The sequence below is a fragment of the Streptomyces sp. NBC_00457 genome, from assembly GCF_036014015.1.
Classification (GTDB): domain Bacteria; phylum Actinomycetota; class Actinomycetes; order Streptomycetales; family Streptomycetaceae; genus Streptomyces.
The window spans coordinates 4,379,792-4,403,738 of sequence record NZ_CP107905.1; the positions used below are offsets into that span (position 1 = coordinate 4,379,792).

Genomic DNA, 23,947 nt, shown 5'->3' on the forward strand with positions numbered 1-23,947 from the left:
CAAGAAGTGGTACTACCCGGATTCGCGGTGCCACCACATCCCTGTCCAGGCTGCGGAGAAACCGTGCCGCGCGGGTACGGGAACCTGCTAGTACCGCGCTCAGTCAGGGAACGGCGGATACCCATTCAGATCGAAAAGAGAGAGATTGATCCGCTGGAGCCCGGCGACAGCGTGGACCACCTGGGGAATTGCCCATACCGGAGCGTCCACCCGATTCTGTTACTCGCGTGCCGGAGCGGCGCGGAGATGAACGCATTGCTGGCGGACCTCAATATCACTCCGTCACAAGCAGCGGGCACCGACACCCCCGGCTAACATGACGCCGCGGTACCCCGAGGTTCCGCGGATTCGGGAGGCGGCGCGCGGCGATGACATCTGCCAAGGGGGGTGGCCGTGCCTCGCGGGTTCGAATATGGGTGGGGATACTCGCAGTGGCGACCGGGGCACTGCTCGCCGGAGATCCCGCCACTCGTACACAAGCGACGCTGTCGTGGGCAGCCCGGTGGTGGCCATGGGCCTTGCTCGCTCTGGCGTCAGTGAACCTGTTGAGGTCGGCCGTCCCGGCCGGTTCGCTCATCGGTCCCGTGACGCTCGGCGCCGTTGCCGTGGTCGGCCTGGCTGTTACCCACGGACTGGACGGGCACATCGCACGGGACCTGCTGGCGCCTACCCTCCTGGTCGTGGCGGGGACAGCGCTCGTGCTGTCAGCCGTGGGCTCCGGCCATCGCTCCAACTGGACCCGCCTGCTGGCCACGGGTGCCGTCATCGTGCCCGCGGGCACGGGTCCGCTGCTGACCGCACGGGCCGTCCTCGGTGAGCTCCGGGCGGATCTGCGTCAGTTGGAGAACGACGTAGAAGTGAACGTCACGGCTGTCGCCGGGCACGTACATCTCATCGTCCCACCCACCAGCACAGTGCACGTTCATACGCTGGGCGCCCTCCTCACCCGGGTTACTCCGCCGGACTCCCGACCTGACGAATCCACGCCTCCAGAGGGGGCGTTCACAATTCACGTCCTAGGCATCTGTGGAGCCGTGAGCATCGCCCGTGGATGAGGAGTGCAATCCGGACGCGAGCGGTCCATCCCGATGGTCGTAGGGAAGACGGGAGCTGGGTCGGCCCGCGAAGAACGCCGAAACCCGCCAGAACGTCTCGGCTTCGTTCTCTTGATCCGGCAGGGGATGATGCAGCGCCTCCAGCAGATCGAACCGGTGCAGGTCGTACACAATGTGCATCAGACCCGCGTACGCCTGTGCCGCCGTCACTGCTCCCTTGTACGCCACCGTGATCAGCACCAGCGCCATCAGTGGCAGCCAGCGGGCACCCGGCTCGTCATACAGCGCCACGGCCGCGACCGTTCCCGAACCGAGGAAGCTCCAACAGAGGTTGACTGCTGCGTCGAGGGCGGTCCGGGCGGACCGCAGCGCCGCGGCCAGGCGGTCGGAAATCTGCATGTGTATGCGCGGCCACGAGGTCAGAGTCGCCAGACCGTAGCGCTCGCCGGCGCTTAGCTCCCCTGCCCGCAAGGCGTTGCCGAGCGCAGTGGGAAGGAGGTCGTCCTCGAACGGTCTTGCGGCCAGCCGCCTCGCTGCGTCGGCCGCAACCCGGTGGGAGTTGGGATCCCGGGCGGACAGGGCCTCGGTCCGCCGACGGAGCGTCCGCCCACGGCGACGCTGCAACTCCGTCAGTACGCCTGCCAACCCGGCAGTGAACGGCCACCGGTCCCAATACCCCTCCCAAACCCGTACGGCCCGCACCTGGAAGGGATAAAGCAGCATCGCAAGTACGGCGGAGCACGCACCCATGACCAACAGGGCTCCGGCAGTCGCGGCGGGGTCCGACGGCAGTGCCACACTCCAGTGACTTCGGCCCACGAAGCTCCCGGCACGCACCAGCGCATAGACGCACGTGACGAAGAGCGCGCACGGCACGAAGTGCACAGCCAGCACCCGTCGCACGAGCTGCCTCCCCCTGAGCTCCCTCGCCCCCATACGCCTCTCAATGCACTTCAGTATGGCTGTCACGTCAATGCGACTCCACAGGGACGGTCCAGGCCGTCACGCCCCAGGGCCACTCACCTCAACGAGTGATCACATCGTCAGCCCGGGCTCTGCTGCCGCCTGGAGAGCCGTACCGCTCCTTACTCTGACGTCATGTCAGATGACGAGTCGTACGAGCTGCTCGGTTTCGACAATGTGCTGCTGCCCGTCGGGGACCTCGGTGAGGCCGTCGACTTCTATGAGCGGGCCGGGTTCGCGGTGGCGTTCCGGTTCGACGAGGCCGGGATCGCGCTGCTGAAGGTCGGGGGCGAGACGCCGGGGATTCTGCTGCGGGCCGAGGAGGAGTTCGGGCACCGGCCGCCGACATGGCCCTCGCCCAAGGTGTGGCTGGAGGTGCCGAACGCCAAGATGGCCGCCCAGGCGCTGCTCGGTGCCGGTATCGCCCTGCTCGACGAGCCGTTCTCCGTGGCCACCGGCTGGACCGTCGAGATCGCCGACCCGTGGGGGAACGTCATCGGGCTCACCGACTACACGAAACGGCCCGAGCTCGCACGGAGGGCCTGAGGCGGCACGGAGGGTGTGACGCAGCTCCCCCGCAAGCGAGTTGAACACGTTCAAAAGCAGGTCTACAGTCTCTCCTGTCAGCGTTTTGAACGCGTTCAAGAAGGGGGAGGCGCATGGACCGCACGGTCGTCGCCTACGTCATCTACCTGCTCGTCAGCATCGCGCTCACCGTCTGGGTGGCCCGCACACTCAGCCGGAACGGGCGGATCTTCCTCGCCGATGTACTGAAGGGCAACGAGAAGCTCGCCGACGCCGTCAACCACCTCCTGGTGGTCGGCTTCTACCTCGTCAACCTCGGGTTCGTCGCGCTCTACCTCAGCGGCGACGGGACGATCGCGGACACCCGCGGGATCTTCGAGGCCCTGTCGACCAAGGTCGGCGTGGTACTGCTGGTGCTCGGGGTCATGCACCTGGGCAACGTGTACGTGCTCAACCGGATACGGCGGCGGGGCGTCATGGAGCGGGAGCAGGTGCCGCCGGTCGCGCCGCAGGACTGGGTCCAGGCATGACGGTGGATACGGCGGACCGGATCCCGGTCCGCCGGCTCACCGTCCTGTACGACACCGAGTGCTCCCTGTGCACCTTCCTGCGCGACTGGCTCATACGGCAGCCGCAGCTGGTGGCGCTGGACATGGTGCCGGCGGGATCGCGGGAGGCCCGGGGGCGGTTTCCCGGGCTCGATCACCGCGCGACTCTCGAGGAGATCACCGTCGTCGGCGACTCCGGACAGGTCTACCGCGACACCGCCGCCTGGATCGTCGTCCTGTGGGCGCTGCGCGAGCACCGGCCGCTCGCTCATCGGCTGAGCACCCCGACCGGGTCGAGGCTGGCGAGGGGCGCGGTGCTCGCCGCCGCCAAATGGCGTGGAGGTCAGTGGGGCGGGGCCAAGCGGGGCGGGGGCCGGACGGGCGGGGGCCAGTGGGGCGGCAGCGTGTACCGCCGCGCGGACGGATGGACCTACGAGCCGAAGCTCGGGTGGTTCTACGATCCGCCGGGGTGCGACAGCGGTGCCTGCGCCGCTGATTAGGCTCTTGTTCCGTGCCTGCGAACAACGACGGCCCCGATGAGGGCAGTACCCCGAGCAAGTCCGAGCAGACCCGCGCGGTGATCCTGGAGACGGCGATGCGGCTCTTCCAGGAGCGGGGGTACGACAAGACCACCATGCGGGCCATCGCCCAGGAGGCCGGAGTCTCCGTCGGCAACGCGTACTACTACTTCGCCGGCAAGGAACACCTGATCCAGGGCTTCTACGACCGGATCGCCGCCGAGCACCAGGCGGCGGTCCGGGAGGTCCTGGACCGGGAGACGGGTCTGGAGGCGCGGCTCGCGGGCGTCCTGAAGGCGTGGCTCGACGTCGCACAGCCGTACCACGAGTTCGCTGTGCAGTTCTTCAAGAACGCCGCCGATCCCGACAGCCCGCTCAGCCCCTTCTCCCCGGAGTCGGAGCACGCGCGCGTGGAGGCCATCTCCGTCCACCGCGAGGTGCTCTCCGGCGCTACGAAGACCAAGGTCCCGGAGGAACTGCGGGACATCCTCCCCGAGTTGATGTGGCTCTCCCAGATGGGGCTCGTCCTGTACTGGATCTTCGACCGGACCGAAGGACGCGAGCGGAGCTATCGCCTGGCCGAGCGAGGGGCACGGCTCACCGCGCTCGGCGTGTCGCTGGCCCGCTTCCGGGTGCTGCGGCCGCTGGTGCGGGAGGTGCATGAGCTGTTCACGGACTTCCTTCCCGGGATGACGAAGGTGCTGACGGAGCCGGGGGACAGCAAGGGGCGCCGGGGCGAGTGATCACTTTCGGGTGAACGGGTTCGAAGGGGACATCGGGCGACCGGGCTGCCTACGATGATGCTCTCGACACCAGCCCACGGGAGGCACGTGATGTCCGCAGCATCCGTCGAGCAGCCACAGGACGATAGGCCGCTGATCGCGGAGGCGAATCGCGTCATGGAACGCCTCCGGGGCCAACGCGTCGAGATCATCGAAGGGCTGATCGTCGTGACCCCACTCCCGGACCTCGGTCATGCCAGAGCGCTCAAGAAGCTGGCCCGCCCGTTCGAGGTCGCCGGGCTCGACGAAGACGAGACCGAAGTACACCAGGGCATCGGCGTCTGGCTGCCTGACGGCCCCGAGGACTATGCGATCCCGGATCTCTGTGTGGTGGACGCCGACATCGACGACCAGCTCATCGAGAACAACTGCTACGACCCGGCTGCCTTCCGCCTCGTACTAGAGGTCACCTCCAGCAACTGGCAAGCCGACCTGCGCGCCAAGGTCAAGGCCTACGCCCAGGCAAAGATTCCGGTCTACGTCATCGTCAACCGCAAGCACCAGCGCCTGCACGTCCTCACCGACCCCGCCGGGGACACGTACGAGAACCATCGCCCGTACGTCCCCGGCGAAATCGCCACCCTCCCCGACACTCTCGGCGCCAAGGTCACCCTCGATGTCGACGAGATCCTCAAAGCCGGTCAGCCGAGGGCTAATTGACCGCGTCCACCTCCCCCTCCGCCAACTCCACGTCGAACACCAACGGCCCGTCCTCCACCACCACATGCCGTGCCCGCGACCCGTACGAAGCCGCAGTCGTCGCCAGGAGATACGACCCCGGTGCCGGGACGGACAGGATGTATGAGCCGTCGGCCAGGGATGTGACCCGGTCCAGTTGACGGCCGCCCTTCGAGAGCAGCGTCACCGCTGCGCCCCCGACCGGCTCGCCGTCGGCCGTGCGGATGTAGCCGTGGACGACTGAGGCAGCACCCTCCATGGCAGGCTCCGTTTCTTCCTCACGCGGTTCCACCGCCAGATGCGGCAGCCGCTTCTCCAGGCCGGCCGGCAACCACCAGTTGGTGTTGCCGAGCAGATGCATCGCGGCCGGTACCAGGGCCGTGCGGAGGATGAAGGCGTCGAGGGCGACCGCCCCGGCGAGGCCGATGCCCGCCATCGCGGCCTCCAGCTCACCGCTGAGGATGAAGGCGCTGAAGACGCACATCATGATCAGGGCCGCGCAGTTGATGACGCGGCTCGTCTCCGCCAGGCCCACGCGGACCGCACGCGCGTTGTCCTTGGTGTGCACCCACTCCTCGTGCATGCGGCTCACCAGGAACACCTGGTAGTCCATCGAGAGGCCGAAGAGCAGGGACAGCATGATCACCGGCAGGAAGGCGGCGATCGGGCCCTCCTTGCCGAGGCCGAGGATCTCGGTGCCCCAGCCCCATTGGAAGATCGCCACGAGTACGCCGAAGGACGCGGCCGCCGCGACGAGGTTCATCACCGCGGCCGTCAGGGGCACCACCAGGGAGCGGAAGGCCACCATCAGCAGCAGGAAACCGAGGGTGATGATCGCCGCGATGAAGTACGGGAGGCGGTCGGCGGTCACCGACGCGAAGTCCTTGGACACCGCCGTCACCCCGCCCACGTGCGCCTCGACGTCGGCCGCTGGGATGACGTCGTCGCGCAGGCGGTCGATCAGCCGGTCGGTCTCCACATCCTGCGGTGACGTGGTCGGAACCACCTGGATCACCGAGACGCCGTTCGCGGGCGGCAGTGCGGCGACCGCCGCCACACCCTCCGTCGACTCGATGCTCGAGACGAGCCCCGTCGTGGCTTCGCCGTCCACCACCACCTGCAGCGGCCCGTTGAAACCGGGCCCGAAACCCTCGGCGAGCAGGTCGTACGCCTGCCGGGTCGTCGTCGACTCCTTGTGGTTGCCCTGGTCCGAGGTGCCGAGCCGGATCGACAGGACGGGGATCGAGAGGCCGACCATGACGAGGAGGGCCACGACGGCGGTGGAGCGGGGGCGGCGTTCGACGTACGCCGACCAGCGCGCCGCCGGCCCGCTCGCGTGCTCCGGCTCCGGTCCCGCCGCGGCGAGCCGACGCCGCTGCCGGCGGCTGAGGACCCGCATGCCGAGCAGTCCGAGGAGCGCCGGCAGCAGGGTGACCGCGGCCAGCACGCCCAGCACGACGGTCAGGGACGTCGCGATGACCACGCCGTCGAGGAAGCGCAGATTCATCACCAGCATGCCGGCGAGGGCGATGACCACGGTGCCGCCCGCGAACAGCACGGCACGTCCCGAGGTGTTGAGGGCCTTCACTGCCGCCTCCTCCGGCTTCATCCCGCGCAGGATGCCGCGCCGGTGCCGGGTGACGATGAACAACGCGTAGTCGATGCCCACGCCCAGGCCGATCAACGAGCCGAGCAGCGGGGCGACATCGGGGACGTTCGTGACATGGCTGATCAGTCCCGTCCCCATCAGGCCGATGCCCAGCGCGACGACCGCCACGACGATCGGCAGCAGCATCGCGAAGAACGCGCCGAAGGCGAGGAAGAGGACGATCGCCGCCGCCAGGACGCCGACCAGCTCGGACGTACCCTGGGCCGCCTCCTGGACCCGGGTGATCGCCTGACCGCCCAACTCCACCTGCAGGCCGTCGCGTTCGGCGTCCTGCGCCGTGTCGACGACGTCCTCCACCAGCTCCTTGGGCACGGCGTTCGCCTGCTCGGTGAAGGTGACCTGGGCGTAGGCGATCCGCCCGTTCTCACTGATCTGCGCCGCTCCGCCCTCAGCCGCGTACGGGCTGGTGACCTCGCCGACCCCCTCCATGCCCGCGATCTCGTTCAGCGCGGGCTCGATCCGGGACTGCACGGACCCGTCCCGAACCGATCCCTCGTCGACCTTCCACACGATCGTGTCGGTGTCGCCGGAACTCTCCGGGAACGCCTTCTCCATCAGGTCGTACGCCTTTTTGGAGTCCGTGTTGGGCAGGGAGAAGACGTTCGCGTAGTCCGTGCCCGCGGCCGATCCCGCGAAGCTCACGCCGAACAGTGCCCCCACCCACAGCAACAGGACCACCAGCCGGTGCCGATAGCACCAGCGTGCCAATGCCGCCACGCTCAAGCTCCTTCGTCGCTCGGTTCGGTTGGTCCCCCAGGTCCTGGGCAACAGGATTGGCGGCGGCACGCGTGCGTGGACATGACCCGCCCATGACTCTCAAGGAACTCCAAAGACCGGAACGGGCCCCGTTGTCAGTGCCCGCGCCGATACTGGGGGCATGTCGAAGGCTCCAGGCACTGTGCTGGTCGTCGAGGACGAGGAGAGCATCGCGGACGTCCTCGCCATAGCGCTGCGCTACCACCGGTTCGAGGTGATGATCGCGGGCACCGTCCGTGAGGCACTCACGCTCGCCGAGCGGACGCGGCCGGACGCCGCTCTGCTCGACGTCATGCTGCCGGACGGCGACGGCCGCGCCCTGGGCCACCAACTGCGGGCCGCGCGGCCCGATCTGGCGCTGGTCTTCCTCACTGCGCGCGACTCGCCCGCCGAGATAGTCGGCGCCCTCGGCTTCGGCGACGACTACATCACCAAGCCGTTCAACATCGACGAGGTCGTCGCGCGCATCACGGCGGTCCTGCGGCGCACCCGGTCGTCGGACGTCCTCCCGCAGCGCCCACCACTGCGGTACGGCGATCTGGAGCTGGACGAGACGACGTACTGCGTGCACCGCGCGGGCCGGACGGTCGAGCTCACCCCCACCGAGTACGCCCTGCTGCGCTTCCTGGTGCGCAACGGCGGCCGGATCGTCCCCAAGGAGCAACTCCTGCGCCACGTCTGGCAGTACGAGCACACCCCGCCCGAGTCGACCGTCGTGGAGACCTACATCAGCTATCTGCGGCGCAAGCTGGACGCCCTGGGCGCGCCGGTGATCACCACCCGGCGTGGCGTCGGATACGGACTGGCATGACGCTCGGGCGGTTTCGGTGCAAGCGCGGCGGGATCCACTCGCTGCGCGCCAAGCTGACGCTGGCGAACGTGGCGCTGCTGGCGCTCGGCATCGTCATGGCGACCGCGGTGAGCCTGATGACCGCGCGGCACTATCTGCTCGACAAGGTGGACTCGGAGCTGGTCAGCGAGCGTATCTCGCTGCAGAACGCCGGGTTCACCATGGAGCAGATCGAGTCGCTGGGCGAAGTGGCCGTCGCCCTCGACAACTTCACCGCCGACGACACCGACGCGCTGCCCAACACGGCGGCCTCCGTGTTCGTCGCCGTCGACGGCAAGGGCAGCCCCGTGGCGCTCGGGCCGCTCGCGCCCACGGAGCGGCAGCGGGCGCTCGCCGAGGCCACGGACGACCCGGCCGCGCTCGCCGCCGAGACGGGGCCGCGGGACGTGCGGGTCGGGGACGAGTCGTACCGGATGGTCGGGGCGAAGCTGTCCGACGGCACGATCGTGCTGATCGCCACCTCCACCGAGGCCCTGCACGAAGGCATGGCCAAGGCGCTCAAGCTCGACTTCGCCTTCGGCACGATGCTGCTGGCGCTGCTCGCCTGTCTGACCATGCTCAGTGTGAGCCGCCGGATGCGGCCGCTGGAGGACATGGTGGAGACGTCGTCGGCGATCGCCGAGGGGGACCTGACCCGGCGCGTGCCGTCCAGCCGGGAAGCCACGCTGGAGGTGGAACAGCTGCGGCTCGCCCTCAACTCCATGCTCCACCAGGTCGAGTCGGCGTATCTCACCCGTGAACGCAGCGCGGCCCAGCTGCGCCGCTTCGTCGCCGACGCCTCGCACGAGCTGCGCACCCCGCTGTCCGCGATACGCGGCTATCTCCAGCTGTTCGACAGGGGGATGCTGACCGATCCTGCCGAGCGGAAGCGTGCCGGGGAGCGGGTGATGACGGAGTCCGACCGGATGGGGCGGCTCGTCGACGAAATGCTCACCCTCGCCCGTCTCGACCAGCAGCCCGAACTGCGGTTCCGGAACGTCGACCTGAGCCGCCTGGTGCGCGACGCGGCCGAGGATCTACGGGTGCAGCAGCCGGACCGGCCGATCGGCGTCGACGCCGACGGCTCCCTGCTGGTGCGCGCCGACGAGTCGGGGCTGCGGCAGGTGCTGGGCAACCTGGTGGGCAACGTACGCACGCACACGGCGGCCGATGTGCCGGTCCGGCTGGGCGTGGAGCGGAGCGACGGCGTCGTACGGCTGCGCGTCGAGGACAAGGGACCGGGGCTCGCCGAGGAGGACGCGGCCCGGATCTTCGACCGGTTCTTCCGGGCCGGGGGCGGCGCGGGCAGCGGACTGGGGATGGCGATCGTGCAGGGTGTCGTACGGGCGCACGGGGGCGATGTGGCGGTGCGGACGGCGCCGGGTGAGGGGCTGGCGGTGACGGTCACCCTGCCGGTGCGGGCGCCCATACCGTCGTAGCGCCTAGGAGGCGGCCGTCACCAGCGCCCAGACGGTCTTGCCGTGTCTGCCGCGGCTCCACACCCCCCATGCCGCCGCGACGCTCTCCACGAGATGGAGTCCGCGGCCGGTCTCCTCCCACTCGCCCACCACCCGCGGCCGGAGCTCCGCCTGGTCCTCGTCCGACACCTCGATCAGACAGGAACCGTCCGCGAGAGCGGTCACCGCCACCTCGAACTCTCGCTCCAGCAAAGGACCATGGCGTACGACGTTGGTGGCCAGCTCGGACACCAGCAGGACCGCGTCGGCCAGCGCCGGGTCCTGCGGGCCGTGTCCCCAGTCGGTCAGATGATCCCGCACCCTCCGCCGGGCGAGACCGACGGAAGCCGGATGCCGGGGCAGCCGGAAGGAGTTGCGTCTCACCACGTCTGCTCCTCATCCCACACACCTCCGTCACATGGTGCTGTGTAGAGAAGCTGCCCGGCGCCGCTGGTGCACAACACAGGGCAACGAGATCACGTCAGATCCAGCGCCCCGAAGGGGCGCGGGGAACTGCGCGACCAGCCACAACGGACCCGCAGACGACCGACGGCCAATCGCGGCACATCCCGCGGAGCGTCACGCTTGGCGTGACGCCAGTTCCACCACCGTGATGTCCGACGGCGCCCCCACCCGCGTCGGCGGCCCCCACGCGCCCGCGCCGCGGGTGACGTAGAGCTGGGTGTCGCCGTAGCGCTCCAGGCCCGCGAGGGTCGGGTTGGCGGCCGCGGCGATGAGGTTGCCGGGCCAGAGCTGGCCGCCGTGGGTGTGGCCGGAGAGCTGGAGGTCTACGCCGTGGTCGACGGCGTCGTGGATCTGGACGGGCTGGTGGGCGAGGAGCACGCACGCGCGTGCCGTGTCCCGGTCGCCGAGGGCCTTCGCGAAGTCGGGGCCTTGGCCCTCGTCCTCGCCCGAGACGTCGTTGACGCCCGCGAGGTCGAAGTGGGTCAGTTCCGTACGGGCGTTCTCCAGTGGGCGCAGGCCGAGCCGGCGCACCTCCTCGACCCACTGCTCGGCGCCGGAGAAGTACTCGTGGTTGCCGGTGACGAAGTACGCGCCGTGCCGTGCCCTCAGCTGCGCCAGAGGTGCCGCCGCCGGGCCCAGGTCCTTGACGCTGCCGTCCACCAGGTCGCCGACCACCGCGATCAGATCGGGCTGGGTCGCGTTGATCGTGTCGACGACCTTCTGCGCGAAGCCCCGGCCGAGGACCGGGCTCAGGTGGATGTCACTGACGACGGCGATCCGGAAACCGTGCGCCGCGCGCGGGAGTTTCGCCAGCGGGACGGTGACCCGCTTCACACTCGGACCGTTCAGGACGCCGTACGTACCGACCCCGACCGTGCCGACGGCGGCCGCGGCCGCGGCACCGCCGATGACTCGGGAGACGAAGAGGCGGCGGGAGGGGGCGGGCGGGGCCGCGGGGGATGCGGGCTCCGGTGCGGGCGGGTCGGCCGGGGCACCCACAGGTATGGGTTCCTCCTGCGGTACGGCCTGCGGTACGGCGACTTCCGCGGACGCCCGCCGCTCCAGCCACCGCCGCAGCAGTGGCCGTACGACCTCACCCGCCAGCACGGCCAGAAGGAGATATATCGACAGGGCCAGCCACAGGAAGCCAGGCCAGGCCAGAACCTGCTGGAGCCAGAAGGGGGCGCCGGAGCGTTCGGCCACGAAGGCCGTGATCGTCAGGGTCCAGCCGCCCGCGATCAGCACCGCGCCGGTGCGCCGCACCGGGCCCGGACCGCGCGTCGTGTCGCGGAACAGGCGGCGCCAGACGAACCAGTTGCCCGCCACCAACGCGCCCAGCACGAGCAGCGCCACGAGCGCGAAGACGATGACCACGGTGTCGTATCCCTCAGTTGTCGACGGTCCAGTACGGCTTGTCAGTTATGACGTTCGGCGCAGTGCGCGAATTCCGCGCAACCCGATGCCGCCGACGACCGTCCCCAATACGAAGGAAACGACGGCGAGCAGCAGGTGCACCCAGAAGTACGCGGTCGGGTCGCCCGCGTCGTCGAACGCGAGCCCGCTGCCGTCCTTGACGAGGTTCTTGACGAAAGTGATCCAGATGATCCAGCTCCACACCCCGAAGGCGAGCAGGAACCAGGAGACGGGGCGGCTGAGCTTCATGCCTTCAGTATCGCCGCCGCCTGTCCGGATCCGCCGCCGGGGTGGGGCGGGCGGTGGGACTTCCCGGCCCGCGACAGGTACGTTCTCGACCGTGTCCGCACCCATGAAGACCGCCAGGCGATCCCTGCTGGTCACTTCCGCCACGTTGTTGTCCCTTTCGCTGACCGCCGCGCCGGTTCTCGCGGCGCCCAAGCCGACGCCGAAGCCGACGCCCTCGGCCACTCCCCCGGCGAACATGTCGGCCGTGGGCGGCACCCGGCTCGGGAAGGCGGGGGCACAGGTCAATCTCGCGAGCGGGGTGCCGGTGCTTCCCAAGGATCTGTCCGCGCGGTCGTGGATCGTCTCCGACGCCGAGTCGGGCGATGTGCTGGCCGCGAACAACGCGCATTGGCGGCTGCCCCCGGCGAGCACCCTGAAGATGCTGTTCGCGGACACCGTGCTGCCGAAGTTCCCGAAGACCATGAAGCACACCGTGGTGCCCGGCGACCTGGCCGACATCGGCACCGGATCCAGCATGGTCGGGATCAAGGAGGGCGAGACGTACACGGTCCACGACCTGTGGCTCGGCGTCTTCCTGCGCTCCGGCAACGACGCGGTGCATGTGCTGTCCGCGATGAACGACGGCGTCGCGGACACCGTCAAGGAGATGAACGAGCACGCCGAGGAGCTCCAAGCCCTCGACACGAACGTGGTCAGCCCCGACGGCTACGACGCCCCCGGGCAGGTCTCCTCCGCGTACGACCTGACGCTGATCGCCCGCTCCGGGCTGCAGAAGAAGGACTTCCGCGAGTACTGCTCCACGGTGTCCGCGAAGTTCCCGGGCAAGACGACGAAGAACAAGAAGGGCAAGACGGTCCGCGAGACCTTCGAGATCCAGAACACCAACCGGCTGCTGACCGGCGACAGCGGCCTCGCCCAGTACCAGGGCATCGCGGGCGTCAAGAACGGCAACACCACCAACGCCGGCTCCACCTTCACCGGCGTCGCCGAGCGCAACGGCAAGGTGCTGCTGGTCACCGTCATGAACCCGGAGAAGGACGCGGCCAACGAGGTCTACAAGGAGACCGCCACGCTCTTCGACTGGGGGTTCAAGGCGGCCGGGAAGGTGCAGCCGGTGGGCGAGTTGGTGCCCCCGAAGAGCGCGGCGCAGGCCGGCGCCCAGCCGGGGGCGAACGACGGCGGTGAGGCCGGTGGCGCCGGGGACAGCGAGGCGTCCGCGAAGCCCGTGACGGGCGCGGCGGCCGAGAGCGGTTCCGGCGGGGTCGGGGTCGCGTTCGCGATCACCGGCGGGGTGCTGGTGCTGCTCGCGGCGGGCGCGTTCCTGGTCAACCGCCGGTGGCCGCTGCCTGACCTGGTACGTCGCCGGACGCGTCCGTGACCTCGGCGATCTCTTCCTCCTTGCTCCCCGTCGCCGTCCACGCGGCACAGAACAGGACCAGCTTCGAGGTGAAGTTGATCCACAGCAGCAGGGCGACGGGGACGCCGAACGCGCCGTACATGCTCTTCGCGGCCACGCCCTGCATATAGCCGCTGAGCAGCAGCTTGAGCAGCTCGAACCCGATCGCGCCGATCAACGCGGCCACCATCAGCCGGCGGCGCGACGGTTCGACGCCGGGCAGCAGAGTGAGGACGTACAGGAGCACGAGGAAGTTCGCGAGGACGGCGACGGCGAACGCGGCGACGTACAGCAGGACCCCGCCCCAGCCGCCCTCCTTGATGCCGATCCGCTCGGTGATCCAGCCGACCATCGCGGAGGCGACGGTGGAGGCGGCCAGCGTCACGAGGAGCGCGCCGCCGAGGCCTACGAGGATGCCCGCGTCCTTGGCCTTGCTCAGGACCGGGTTCTCCTCGCTGTCGGGCAGCTCCCACACCGCGCGCAGACAGTCGCGCATCGAGCCGACCCAGCCGATGCCGGTGAACAGCAGCACGGCGCCGGCGATGAGGCCGACGGTGCCGGCGTTGGCGACCAGGCCGTCGATGTTGAGCTGCTCGGAGATGCCGGGCACCTGCTCGGCGATCTTGTCCTCCAGCTCGTTCTGCCGGGATTCGCTGAGGGTCGCCGCCGCGACGGCGGCGGCCACTGTCAGCAGCGGGAAGAGCGCCACGAAGCTGATGAACGTCATCGCGGCGGCCAGCCGCGTCCACTTCACCCGGTCCAGACGCTCGTACGACCGCCACGCGTGCGTGACCATCAATCGGGCCGTCAGCGGCCCGACGACAGGGAGCTTTTTCAGCCAGTCCATGATCCGACTCTGCCCTCGTTGCGGAAGACCAATGTCCGAGTGCCCCAAAACCGCAGGACAGTGGCGATCGCCATGCCGATTCCCGCGCCGGACACGGTGTCCGCGCGCTGCGAGGTGAAGCCGAGGCCATAGTGGCTGACGGCGAGGCACAGGAGCTGGACGAGCGCCCCTGCGGCGTTCACCGCGAAGAACACGGCGTACGGGCGCAGTCCGCGCGGTCTGGTGGCCCGGTAGGTGCCGAACGCGTTGCCCACGTACGCCACGGAGCAGCCGGCCCCGAAGGAGATCACCTTGGCGGTGAGCGGTTCGATGCCGGCGGGTCCGCGCAGCCAGGTGAAGAGGGCGAGGTCGACGGCGTAGGCGAGGAGGCCCACTGAGCCGAATCCGAGCAGTTCACGGCCGCGCGGGAGATTCACCAGTTGGCCACCGCCAAGCCGTACATCGCCAGCCAGGCCAGCGCGATGAGTGCGAGGGCGCGGTCGTGGAGGACGACGTCCTCGGGTTCGCCCGCGGTGCCGCGGTCGGCGAAGACGGCGTAGCGGAGGATCGCCACGATGAAGGCGACCATGGACAGCTGCCGCCACGGCAGGACGCTGGTGTCGGGGACGCCGCCCTCCTCGAGGGCCCACAGGCAGTAGCCGAGGACGGCGACGCCGGCCGCCAGCTGCCATACGAAACGCAGGTAGCCGGTGGTGTATTCGGTGAGCAACGCGCGCGTGGCGCCCGCTGTGCCGGCCAGCTGGACGGCTTCGGAGTAGCGCTTGGCGGACACCATGAACAGCGCGCCGAAGCCGGTGGTGATCAGGAACCAGCGCGACAGGGGGATGTCGAGCGCGAGCCCGCCGACCATCGCGCGCATCAGGAACCCGGTGGTGACGACGACGAGGTCGACGACCAGGACGTGCTTGAGGCTGACGCAGTAGGCCAGTTGCATGCCGATGTACGCGGTCAGCAGCGCCGCGACGGCGGGCGTGGTGAGCCGGGCCGCCGCGAGGGGCGCGAGGACGGCGAGGGCGCCGCCGACGGCGTACGCGACCGGTACGGGGACCTGGCCGGCGGCGACGGGGCGGTGGCACTTGGTGGGGTGGGCGCGGTCGGCGTCGGCGTCGCGGGCGTCGTTGATCAGGTAGACGGCGGCGGCGCAGGCCGTGAACAGCGCGAAGACCAGGGCGATGCGGGTGAGTGCGCCGGGCACGAGCAACTGCCCGGCGGCGGCGGGGGCGGCGACGACCAGGACGTTCTTGACCCACTGCTTGGGGCGTGCGGTCGTGAGGAGGCCGCGGAGGAGGGTGCGTCTGGGGGGCGCGTTGGGGGTGGGGCGCGCGCCGTCCGGGTAGTGCGCGGCCTTGGTGGGGCGTGTGCCGTCGGCGGAGGTCCTGAGAGGTGCCGTCTCAGTCATGTCTGCTCCCTCGCATCCAGCGCGCCCCGAGCCGCGCCGTCAGCGCCCCGAGGGCGGCCCCCGCCGCGACGTCGGACGGGTAGTGCACGCCGGCCACCAGGCGGGAGAGGCACATGGCGACGGCGAGCGGGGGGACGAGGGGGGCGCCGAGTGCGCCGTAGGCGACGGCGGCCGCGGCTGCGGAGGTGGCGTGCGAGCTCGGGAAGGAGTGGCGGCCGGCGGTGCGCACGCGGGGCGCGAGACGCGTGGGACGCGCACGGCGTACGACGCGCTTCACGCCCATGCTGGCGACGTGCGCGCCCGCGGTGAGCGCTGTGCCTCGCAACCAGGCGCCGCGCCGCGCTCCGTCCACGGCCGCACCGGCGAGACCCGCCGCGATCCACAGCGCACCGTGCTCACCCGCCCACGACAGGGCGCGCGCGGCGCCCGCGACGCGCGGGTCCGCACCGCAGGCATGGAAGGCGGAAAGGATTCGGTCGTCCATGGTGTCGAAGTCGTCCACTGGACTCACTGTTCACGCCACCCCTGCCGGAATTACGGCAATATTGAGCGACATCCCATTAATCACCCATTTCGGCGAGTGACGGAATGTTACGAAACAGGGCGATAAGCCGCGGCTATACGGTCACCGCATGTCTGCCGACACCGTTTCCGTCACGGGATGGGGCCGCACCGCTCCCACCGCCGCCCGGCTGATCCGTCCTCGGACGTACGAGGAGGCCGCGGCGGCCGTCCGGGACTGCGGGGCCCGCGGTGGCATCCCCAGGGGGCTGGGACGGGCGTACGGGGACGCGGCGCAGAACGCCGGCGGGATCGTGTTCGACATGACGGGCCTGGACCGCGTCCACGCCATCGACGCCGACGGCGGCACCGTCCTGTGCGACGCCGGTGTCTCGCTGCACCGCCTGATGGAAGTCCTGCTGCCGCTCGGCTGGTTCGTCCCCGTCACCCCCGGCACCCGCCAGGTGACCGTCGGCGGCGCGATCGGCGCCGACATCCACGGCAAGAACCACCATGTGTCCGGCTCCTTCACCCGGCACGTCCTGTCGCTGGAACTCCTCACCGCCGACGGCGAGATCCGCGCCGTCGGCCGCGACACCCCCCTCTTCGACGCGACGGCCGGCGGCATGGGCCTGACCGGCGTCATCCTGACCGCGACGGTCCAGCTCCAGCCGGTACAGACCTCCCTCATGTCCGTCGACACCGAACGCGCCACGGACCTCAACGACCTGATGGCCCGTCTGACCGCGACCGACCACCTCTACCGCTACTCGGTCGCCTGGATCGACCTCCTGGCACGCGGCGCCGCGACGGGCCGCGCGGTGCTGACCCGCGGCGACCACGCACCACTCGACACCCTGCCCGCACGCGCGCGTAGAGCCCCGCTTTCCTTCCGCCCCGCCCAGTTGCCGCCCGCCCCCGCCTTCCTCCCGGAGGGGCTGCTCAACCGCACCACCGTGGGCCTGTTCAACGACCTCTGGTACCGGAAGGCGCCACGCGCGCGTACCGGCCGGCTGCAGAAGCTCTCCACCTTCTTCCACCCCCTCGACGGCGTCCCCCACTGGAACCGCGTCTACGGCCGCGGCGGCTTCGTGCAGTACCAGTTCGTCGTCGGATACGGCCAGGAGGACGCCCTGCGCCGGATCGTGCGGCGTATCCGCGAGCACCGCTGCCCGTCGTTCCTCGCCGTCCTCAAGCGCTTCGGGGACGCCGACCCGGGCTGGCTCTCCTTCCCCGTGCCCGGCTGGACGCTGGCCCTGGACATCCCGGCCGGGCTGCCCGGCCTCGGCGCCTTCCTCGACGAACTGGACGAGGAGGTCGCCGCGGCGGGCGGGCGCGTCTACCTGGCCAAGGACTCCCGGCTGCGTCCGGAACTGCTCACCTCGATGTACCCCAGGCTCGACGAGTTCCGCGCCCTGCGTGCGCAGTTGGACCCCCGCGGGGTGTTCGTGTCGGACCTGTCGCGCCGCCTCACCCTCTAGGCAACCTCTAGGAGCTGTCGTGAAGGACGCCTTCGGCCTCCCTCAGTCCCTGCTCGTCCTCGGCGGTACGTCGGAGATCGCGCTGGCCACCGCGCGCCGTCTGATCGCCCGCCGCACCCGCACGGTGTGGCTGGCGGGCCGCCCGACGCCCGCACTCGACGGGGCCGCCGCCGAACTGCGCGCCCTGGGGGCAGAGGTGCACACCGTCCCCTTCGACGCGCTCGACCCCGGCTCCCACGAGACGGTGCTCGACAAGGTCTTCGCCGAGGGCGACATCGACATGGTGCTGCTCGCCTTCGGCATCCTCGGCGACCAGGCACACGACGAACGCGACCCGGCCGCCGCGGTACGGGTCGCGCAGACCAACTACACGGGCGCGGTGTCCTCGGCACTCGTCGCCGCGCGCGCGTTGCAGACCCAGGGCCACGGCTCCCTGGTGGTGCTCTCCTCCGTCGCCGGCGAACGCGCCCGCCGCGCCAACTTCATCTACGGCTCCAGCAAGGCCGGCCTCGACACCTTCACCCAGGGCCTGGGCGACGCGCTCCACGGCACCGGCGTGCACGTCATGGTCGTACGCCCAGGGTTCGTACGGTCGAAGATGACCGCCGGCCGGGAAGAGGCACCGCTCGCCACGACTCCGGAGGCGGTCGCGACGGCCATCGAGCTGGGCCTGAGGCGGCGCTCGGAGACCGTGTGGGTGCCGGGCGCACTGCGGCTGGTGATGTCGGCGCTGCGGCATGTGCCGCGGGCGGTGTTCCGGCGGCTGCCGGTCTAGGGCCGAGCCCTAGCGAGTCGGCAGGGAGCCCCGCTCCGCGCGGCCCGGCTGCGGCGGTACGACCGCGCTGCCGAAGGAGTACTCGCGCAGCTTGCGCCATACGCCGTCGGCGCCCTGTTCGTAGAGCGCGAAGCCGGTGCAGGGCCAGGCGGCGGTGTAGTCGGCGAGTGCCTCGAAGGCGCGGTCCATCGCCTCGTCGTCGATGCCGTGCGCCACGGTGACATGCGGGTGGTACGGGAACTGCAGTTCGCGCGCCACCGGGCCGGACGCGTCGCGGATCTGCTTCTGCAGCCAGGTGCAGGCCGCGGCGCCCTCGACGACCTGGACGAACACGACCGGGGACAGGGGGCGGAAGGTGCCCGTGCCGGACAGCCGCATCGGGAAGGGGCGCGCGGCTGCCGCGACCTCGACGAGGTGGGTCTCGATCGCGGGCAGCTCGCTGTCGTCGACTTCTGTCGGCGGCAGCAGCGTGACGTGCGTGGGGATGCCGTGCGCCGCGGCGTCGCCGAAGCCCGCGCGCCGCTCCTGGAGCAGGCTGCCGTGAGGCTCCGGGACCGCGATCGACACACCGATCGTTACGGTCCCCACGTCGTCTCCTGTCGTCATTTTCGGGTGCGTGCCCAGCCGTCCGGCTATCGACTGTACGGCCACGGGTGTGTTGTGGGCAGGCGCAACCATAGTGATGTGCAGCGCTCTGCTCTGTGGTACGTCTGTGCGGTGGTACGCCTGAGCGCCTGTCAGTGCTTCGCGGGCAGGAAGCCCACTCTGTCGTACGCCTGGGACAGGGTCTCCGCGGCGACGGCACGCGCCTTCTCCGCGCCCTTGGCGAGGATCGAGTCCAGCGTCTCCGGGTCGTCCAGGTACTGCTGGGTGCGCTCGCGGAACGGCGTCACGAACCCGACCATGATCTCGGCGAGGTCGGTCTTGAGTGCGCCGTAGCCCTTGCCGTCGTACTTCTGCTCCAGGTCCGCGATCCCCTCGCCCGTGAGGGTCGAGTAGATGGTGAGCAGGTTGCTGACGCCCGGCTTGTTCTCCGCGTCGAAGCGGATCACGGTGTCCGTGTCGGTGACCGCGCTCTTGACCTTCTTGGCGGTGGCCTTGGGATCGTCGAGCAGATTGATCAACCCCTTCGGGGTCGATGCCGACTTGCTCATCTTGATCGACGGTTCCTGGAGGTCGTAGATCTTCGCCGTCTCCCTGAGGATGTACGGCTTCGGGATCGTGAAGGTCTCGCCGAAGCGGCCGTTGAAGCGCTCGGCGAGGTCACGGGTGAGCTCGATGTGCTGGCGCTGGTCCTCGCCGACCGGGACCTCGTTCGCCTGGTAGAGCAGGATGTCCGCGACCTGGAGGATCGGGTACGTGAAGAGGCCGACGCTGGCACGGTCGGCGCCCTGCTTGGCGGACTTGTCCTTGAACTGGGTCATGCGGGACGCCTCGCCGAAGCCGGTGAGGCAGTTCATGATCCAGGCGAGCTGGGCGTGCTCGGGGACATGGCTCTGGACGAAGAGCGTGCAGCGCTCCGCGTCGAGTCCCGCGGCCAGCAGCTGCGCCGCGGCGAGGCGGGTGTTGGCCCGCAGCTCCTTCGGGTCCTGCGGAACCGTGAGCGCGTGCAGGTCGACGACCATGTAGAACGCGTCGTGGGTCTCCTGCAGGGCCACCCACTGACGGACAGCGCCGAGGTAGTTGCCGAGGTGGAACGAGCCCGCGGTGGGCTGGATTCCGGAGAGCACGCGAGGACGATCAAGGGCCATGTCCACCATTCTCTCAGGTCTCGGGGGGCGATCCGGAACGGGCTGAGAACTGGCCGGGAACAGGTGGGAACCGATCTGGCCCCGGCGGTGTAACAAGACTGTGAGGACGCGGGAGGGGGGCCGCATCGTCGATGAGGCCGCGGTGATCGCACGCGTACGCGCCGGAGAGCCGGAGGCGTATGCGGAGCTGGTGCGGGCCCATACGGGCATCGCGCTGCGTGCGGCCGCGGCGCTCGGGGCGGGTGCGGACGCGGAAGACGTGGTGCAGCAGGCGTTCGTGAAGGCGTACTGCGCGCTGGGCCGGTTCAAGGACGGCGCGGCGTTCAAGCCCTGGCTGCTGTCGATCGTCGCCAATGAGACGAGGAACACAGTGCGCACGGCGGCCCGCCAGCGCACGCTCGCCGGCCGTGAGGCGGCGTTCGTGGAGGCGGAGCCGCGGATACCGGACGCGGCGGACCCGGCGGTCGCGGCCCTGGAGATAGAGCGCCGGATCGCGCTGCAGGCCGCCCTGGAGAAGCTGAGCGAGGAGCACCGTCTGGTCGTCACCTACCGCTATCTGCTGGAGATGGACGAGTCCGAGACGGCCCAGGCCCTGGGCTGGCCCCGGGGCACGGTGAAGTCCCGGCTCAACCGCGCCCTGCGGAAGCTGGGCAGGCTGCTGCCGGATTTCCAGCCTCGGGAAGGGGGTGATGAGCATGAGTGACGGCCAGGAGTCGTACGACGATCAGCACGGCGGCCGGCGTCGCGGCGAGGCCTCGCGGCTGCCGGAGGAGCTGAGGGCGCTGGGCCGGTCGCTGGACCGGCCCGGGGACGACGGTTCCGGGGCCGCCGGTTCCGAGACGATGGTCGAGCGGGTGCTGCAGCAGATACTCGCCGAGCAGGTGCCGGTGCCGGTGGCCGAGCCACCGGGCACCGGTGAGCGGCTGCGGGCGGTCCGGCGGTGGACGCGGCTGCGATGGCGTTCCCTGACCGCGGCACTGTGCGGTCTGCTGACGGTGCTGGTGCTCACGCCTCCGGTGCGGGCCACGGTCTTCGACTGGTTCGGCTTCGGCGGGGTCGAGGTGCGGTACGACCCGTCGGCGGAGCCTTCTCCGGGCGCCGAGGTGCCCGGCTGCGGGAGGCCGGTGTCGCCGGCGCAGGCGGAGCGGCGGGCCGGGTTCGCGCCGCTGGTGCCGGAGGCGTTCGGCACGCCGGACGCGGTGTCGGTGACGGCCGAGCCGCAGGGGCGGTTCCTGGTGACGTTGTGCCGTCAGGAGGACGGGCGCACGATCCGGCTGGACGAGTACCCGGCCCGCCTGGACGTCTCCTTCGCCAAGACCGTGCGCGCACAGCCGGAGTGGCTGCAGCTGGGCGGGGGCGGCACGTCGGGCTCGGACATGGCCCTGTGGTTCCCCCGGCCACACCTGCTCAGCTTCTGGCTGGTCGACGAGAACGGGGACCGCTACACCCGCAAGGAACGGACAGCGGGTCCGACGCTGCTGTGGATGCACCGGACGGACGGCGAGGACGTGACGCTGCGGCTGGAGGGGGTGGCGTCGAGGGAGCGGGCGGTGGAGATCGCTAAGTCGCTCGAGAAATCCTCGGAATCCGGATCCGAATAGTGCGGGAAAGGTGGGAACCCCGGCGGGTCGGGCGGTGTACCAGAAGTGACACGCGGCCCACGGACGGGCCGCACCGGACCGGTGGGGGACCTCATGGTGAGAATGCGTCAACTGATCGCTAGCGCAGGGACATTGGCCGCGATGCTGACCCTGGCCGTCCTGGGCGCGCCTCCCGCGTCCGCCGGCGGGCCGACGAGCGTGCTGCTGGCCTCGCCGACTACCCAGGAGGCCACAGGACTCTACTCCTCGGCCTCGGAGTACGCCCAGTTGCAGACATTGCTCGATCAGACGGACCGGGCTCCCGACACGGACAAGCGGGCCCGCGAGCGTGCCGCCGCCTCGGGCGAGTACGTCAACATCACGTGGATGATCCACGATGCGACGCCCTGGCGGCAGGACTCCGTGATCGTGAGCTACGCCGAGGACATATGGATCAACACGGCCATGGGCACACCGCCCAAGGGAAACGACCAGTGGAAGAAGGCTCAGCAGCCGGCTCAACTGCACACCCTGCTCGCAAAGCTCGGCGTGATCGACAAGGTCTCGAACCCGGGAGCCGCCGGTGCTGCGGACGAAGGCGGTACGGCGGACAACGCTGCCACCACGACTCGGGCAGCCGCCACGGCCGCCTCCAGTGACACCGACTGGTGGTGGGCGCTGCCGGGGCTGGCCGTCGGGTTCGGTGCCGGTGTCGGCGGCACGCTGCTGATACGCCGCGCGGCGGCCGGGCACGAGGCCGGGCCGCCGCGGGAGGAGCCACGACATGAGCTGATCGATCTTTGAGCATCGATCCTTGAGCTTCAGCCCAGGTCGATCTCCGGGTACAGCGGGAAGCCGGCGACCAGGTCGGTCGCGCGGTGGGAGATCTCGTCGGCGACCTTGGGGTCGAGGATGTGGGCGGCCTTGGAGGGCGCCCCCGACTTGGTGGTGCCGGGTTCCGTGGTGGTGAGGACGCGGTCGATGAGGGCGGCGACCTCGTCCATCTCGGCGGTGCCCAGGCCGCGGGTGGTCAGGGCGGGGGTGCCGATGCGGATACCGGAGGTGTACCAGGCGCCGTTGGGGTCGGCCGGGATGGAGTTGCGGTTGGTGACGATGCCGGATTCGAGCAGGGCGGCCTCGGCCTGGCGGCCGGTGAGGCCGTAGGAGGAGGCGACGTCGATCAGGTTGAGGTGGTTGTCGGTGCCGCCGGTCACCAGGGTCGCGCCCCGGCGCATCAGGCCGTCGGCGAGGGCGCGGGAGTTGTCGACGATGCGCTGGGCGTAGTCCTGGAAGGAGGGCTGACGGGCCTCGGCGAGGGCGACGGCCTTGGCGGCCATGACATGCGGGAGCGGGCCGCCGAGGACCATCGGGCAGCCGCGGTCGACCTGGTCCTTGAGGGAGTCGTCGCACAGGACCATGCCGCCGCGGGGGCCGCGGAGGGACTTATGGGTCGTGGTGGTGACGATCTGGGCGTGCGGGACGGGGTCGAAGTCGCCGGTGAGGACCTTGCCGGCCACGAGGCCCGCGAAGTGCGCCATGTCCACCATCAGGGTCGCCCCGACCTCGTCGGCGATCTCCCGCATGATCCGGAAGTTCACGAGACGGGGGTAGGCGGAGTAGCCGGCGACGATGATCAGCGGCTTGAAATCGCGGGCGGAGGCGCGCAGGGCCTCGTAGTCCACCAGTCCGGTCTGCGGGTCGGTGCCGTAGGAGCGCTGGTCGAACATCTTGCCGGAGATGTTCGGGCGGAAGCCGTGGGTGAGGTGGCCGCCGGCGTCCAGGGACATGCCGAGCATGCGCTGGTTGCCGAAGGCCTGGCGGAGCTCGGCCCAGTCGGCCTCGGAGAGGTCGTTGACCTGGCGGACGCCGGCCTTCTCCAGGGCGGGGGCCTCGACGCGGGCGGCGAGGACGGACCAGAAGGCGACGAGGTTGGCGTCGATGCCGGAGTGCGGCTGGACGTAGGCGTGGCGGGCGCCGAAGAGTTCGCGGGCGTGCTCGGCGGCGAGGGACTCGACGGTGTCGACGTTGCGGCAGCCGGCGTAGAAGCGGCGGCCGATGGTGCCCTCGGCGTACTTGTCGCTGAACCAGTTGCCCATGGCGAGCAGGGTGGCCGGGGAGGCGTAGTTCTCGGAGGCGATCAGCTTGAGCATCTCGCGCTGATCGTGGACCTCCTGTCCGATGGCGTCGGCGACGCGCGGCTCGACGGCGCGGATCACGTCGAGGGCGGCGCGGAAGGCGGTGGACTCGGTGGAGAGGGGCTGCTGGTCTGACATGTGGTCGGCCTCCGGGCGGCGTGGCTTGAAGCGGTCA

The 23,947-nt window shown here is 70.2% G+C and carries 26 protein-coding genes; 14 read left to right on the top strand and 12 right to left on the bottom strand.

Annotated features, from left to right (window positions below; all coding sequences use genetic code 11):
- Positions 1–536: 536 nt before the first annotated feature.
- Positions 537–1,055, top strand: coding sequence for a hypothetical protein (locus OG828_RS19725; RefSeq protein WP_328358332.1), 519 nt, complete (start codon positions 537–539; stop codon positions 1,053–1,055).
- On the opposite strand, the gene OG828_RS19730 is transcribed toward OG828_RS19725, so the two are convergent.
- A complete protein-coding gene (locus OG828_RS19730) occupies positions 1,017–1,958 on the bottom strand; it encodes a hypothetical protein (protein WP_328501870.1) in 942 nt (313 codons plus the stop codon). The two genes, OG828_RS19725 and OG828_RS19730, sit on opposite strands and share 39 nt — an antisense overlap.
- 195 nt (positions 1,959–2,153) lie before the next feature.
- Between OG828_RS19730 and OG828_RS19735 the strand changes: the two genes are divergently transcribed.
- From OG828_RS19735 to OG828_RS19755, 5 genes are all read left to right on the top strand, one after another.
- A complete protein-coding gene (locus tag OG828_RS19735) occupies positions 2,154–2,564 on the top strand; it encodes a VOC family protein (RefSeq protein WP_328358338.1) in 411 nt (136 codons plus the stop codon).
- A 113-nt stretch (positions 2,565–2,677) separates the two neighbouring features.
- Positions 2,678–3,073 (top strand): hypothetical protein, encoded by a 396-nt coding sequence (locus OG828_RS19740; protein ID WP_210578111.1) that lies wholly within the window; start codon positions 2,678–2,680, stop codon positions 3,071–3,073.
- Positions 3,070–3,591, top strand: a complete 522-nt coding sequence (locus OG828_RS19745; RefSeq protein ID WP_328501871.1) for a thiol-disulfide oxidoreductase DCC family protein — start codon at positions 3,070–3,072, stop codon at positions 3,589–3,591. Before OG828_RS19740 ends, OG828_RS19745 begins: the two co-directional genes overlap by 4 nt.
- An 11-nt stretch (positions 3,592–3,602) precedes the next feature.
- Entirely contained in the window at positions 3,603–4,352 is a 750-nt protein-coding gene (locus OG828_RS19750; RefSeq protein WP_328358347.1) for a TetR/AcrR family transcriptional regulator, read from the top strand.
- 90 nt (positions 4,353–4,442) lie between these two features.
- Positions 4,443–5,051 (top strand): Uma2 family endonuclease, encoded by a 609-nt coding sequence (locus OG828_RS19755; RefSeq protein WP_328438888.1) that lies wholly within the window; start codon positions 4,443–4,445, stop codon positions 5,049–5,051.
- Here the strand turns inward: OG828_RS19755 and OG828_RS19760 are convergent.
- Positions 5,044–7,446, bottom strand: a complete 2,403-nt coding sequence (locus tag OG828_RS19760) for an MMPL family transporter (protein ID WP_328504901.1) — start codon at positions 7,444–7,446, stop codon at positions 5,044–5,046. The genes OG828_RS19755 and OG828_RS19760 overlap by 8 nt on opposite strands.
- Before the next feature lie 169 nt (positions 7,447–7,615).
- On the opposite strand from OG828_RS19760, the gene OG828_RS19765 reads away from it, so the two are divergent.
- Together OG828_RS19765 and OG828_RS19770 are read left to right on the top strand one after the other, a co-directional pair.
- Positions 7,616–8,305, top strand: a complete 690-nt coding sequence (locus tag OG828_RS19765) for a response regulator transcription factor (protein ID WP_210578125.1) — start codon at positions 7,616–7,618, stop codon at positions 8,303–8,305.
- The gene (locus OG828_RS19770) at positions 8,302–9,762 is read left to right on the top strand and encodes a sensor histidine kinase (RefSeq protein WP_328438889.1); all 1,461 of its coding nucleotides are present in this window, start codon (positions 8,302–8,304) and stop codon (positions 9,760–9,762) included. The genes OG828_RS19765 and OG828_RS19770 overlap by 4 nt, the downstream gene beginning before the upstream one ends.
- Positions 9,763–9,765: 3 nt before the next feature.
- On the opposite strand, the gene OG828_RS19775 is transcribed toward OG828_RS19770, so the two are convergent.
- The 3 genes from OG828_RS19775 to OG828_RS19785 all read right to left on the bottom strand — a co-directional run bounded on the left by OG828_RS19775 (position 9,766) and on the right by OG828_RS19785 (position 11,907).
- On the bottom strand, positions 9,766–10,167 hold the full coding sequence (locus OG828_RS19775) for an ATP-binding protein (RefSeq protein WP_328358358.1): 402 nt from the start codon (positions 10,165–10,167) through the stop codon (positions 9,766–9,768).
- Positions 10,168–10,359: 192 nt separating this feature from the next.
- Entirely contained in the window at positions 10,360–11,619 is a 1,260-nt protein-coding gene (locus tag OG828_RS19780) for a metallophosphoesterase (protein ID WP_328501872.1), read from the bottom strand.
- 45 nt (positions 11,620–11,664) lie between these two features.
- Positions 11,665–11,907: an SCO4848 family membrane protein gene (locus OG828_RS19785; RefSeq protein ID WP_210578149.1), complete on the bottom strand. Its 243-nt coding sequence runs from the start codon at positions 11,905–11,907 to the stop codon at positions 11,665–11,667.
- A 91-nt stretch (positions 11,908–11,998) separates the two neighbouring features.
- On the opposite strand from OG828_RS19785, the gene OG828_RS19790 reads away from it, so the two are divergent.
- Positions 11,999–13,285, top strand: coding sequence for a D-alanyl-D-alanine carboxypeptidase family protein (locus OG828_RS19790; RefSeq protein ID WP_328501873.1), 1,287 nt, complete (start codon positions 11,999–12,001; stop codon positions 13,283–13,285).
- Here OG828_RS19790 and OG828_RS19795 read toward each other — a convergent pair.
- Genes OG828_RS19795 through OG828_RS19810 form a run of 4 tightly spaced genes read right to left on the bottom strand, consistent with a single transcriptional unit; the run spans position 13,233 to position 16,033 of the window.
- Positions 13,233–14,150, bottom strand: coding sequence for a YihY/virulence factor BrkB family protein (locus OG828_RS19795; RefSeq protein ID WP_328438892.1), 918 nt, complete (start codon positions 14,148–14,150; stop codon positions 13,233–13,235). The genes OG828_RS19790 and OG828_RS19795 overlap by 53 nt on opposite strands.
- Positions 14,138–14,569, bottom strand: coding sequence for a GtrA family protein (locus OG828_RS19800; RefSeq protein WP_443060282.1), 432 nt, complete (start codon positions 14,567–14,569; stop codon positions 14,138–14,140). Before OG828_RS19800 ends, OG828_RS19795 begins: the two co-directional genes overlap by 13 nt.
- Positions 14,563–15,549 (bottom strand): decaprenyl-phosphate phosphoribosyltransferase, encoded by a 987-nt coding sequence (locus tag OG828_RS19805; RefSeq protein WP_328501874.1) that lies wholly within the window; start codon positions 15,547–15,549, stop codon positions 14,563–14,565. Before OG828_RS19805 ends, OG828_RS19800 begins: the two co-directional genes overlap by 7 nt.
- On the bottom strand, positions 15,542–16,033 hold the full coding sequence (locus OG828_RS19810; RefSeq protein ID WP_328504902.1) for a phosphatase PAP2 family protein: 492 nt from the start codon (positions 16,031–16,033) through the stop codon (positions 15,542–15,544). The genes OG828_RS19805 and OG828_RS19810 overlap by 8 nt, the downstream gene beginning before the upstream one ends.
- A 148-nt stretch (positions 16,034–16,181) precedes the next feature.
- Here OG828_RS19810 and OG828_RS19815 point away from each other — a divergent pair, with 148 nt between their 5' ends.
- Complete coding sequence (locus tag OG828_RS19815; protein WP_328501875.1) at positions 16,182–17,531, top strand: FAD-binding oxidoreductase; 1,350 nt, start codon at positions 16,182–16,184, stop codon at positions 17,529–17,531.
- A gap of 19 nt (positions 17,532–17,550) precedes the next feature.
- The gene (locus OG828_RS19820) at positions 17,551–18,306 is read left to right on the top strand and encodes a decaprenylphospho-beta-D-erythro-pentofuranosid-2-ulose 2-reductase (protein ID WP_328358388.1); all 756 of its coding nucleotides are present in this window, start codon (positions 17,551–17,553) and stop codon (positions 18,304–18,306) included.
- Positions 18,307–18,315: 9 nt separating this feature from the next.
- Here the strand turns inward: OG828_RS19820 and OG828_RS19825 are convergent, their stop codons facing one another.
- Positions 18,316–18,894: a 2'-5' RNA ligase family protein gene (locus OG828_RS19825; protein ID WP_328501876.1), complete on the bottom strand. Its 579-nt coding sequence runs from the start codon at positions 18,892–18,894 to the stop codon at positions 18,316–18,318.
- Positions 18,895–19,043: 149 nt separating this feature from the next.
- Positions 19,044–20,057, bottom strand: coding sequence for a tryptophan--tRNA ligase (trpS, locus tag OG828_RS19830; RefSeq protein ID WP_328438896.1), 1,014 nt, complete (start codon positions 20,055–20,057; stop codon positions 19,044–19,046).
- A 100-nt stretch (positions 20,058–20,157) separates the two neighbouring features.
- Between trpS and OG828_RS19835 the strand changes: the two genes are divergently transcribed.
- From OG828_RS19835 to OG828_RS19845, 3 genes are all read left to right on the top strand, one after another.
- Positions 20,158–20,760, top strand: a complete 603-nt coding sequence (locus tag OG828_RS19835; RefSeq protein WP_443060157.1) for an RNA polymerase sigma factor — start codon at positions 20,158–20,160, stop codon at positions 20,758–20,760.
- Complete coding sequence (locus OG828_RS19840; RefSeq protein ID WP_443060158.1) at positions 20,747–21,658, top strand: hypothetical protein; 912 nt, start codon at positions 20,747–20,749, stop codon at positions 21,656–21,658. The genes OG828_RS19835 and OG828_RS19840 overlap by 14 nt, the downstream gene beginning before the upstream one ends.
- Before the next feature lie 141 nt (positions 21,659–21,799).
- Complete coding sequence (locus OG828_RS19845) at positions 21,800–22,441, top strand: hypothetical protein (RefSeq protein WP_328501877.1); 642 nt, start codon at positions 21,800–21,802, stop codon at positions 22,439–22,441.
- A 17-nt stretch (positions 22,442–22,458) separates the two neighbouring features.
- Here OG828_RS19845 and OG828_RS19850 read toward each other — a convergent pair whose 3' ends face one another.
- The gene (locus OG828_RS19850; RefSeq protein WP_328358406.1) at positions 22,459–23,910 is read right to left on the bottom strand and encodes a glycine hydroxymethyltransferase; all 1,452 of its coding nucleotides are present in this window, start codon (positions 23,908–23,910) and stop codon (positions 22,459–22,461) included.
- Positions 23,911–23,947: the final 37 nt, after the last annotated feature.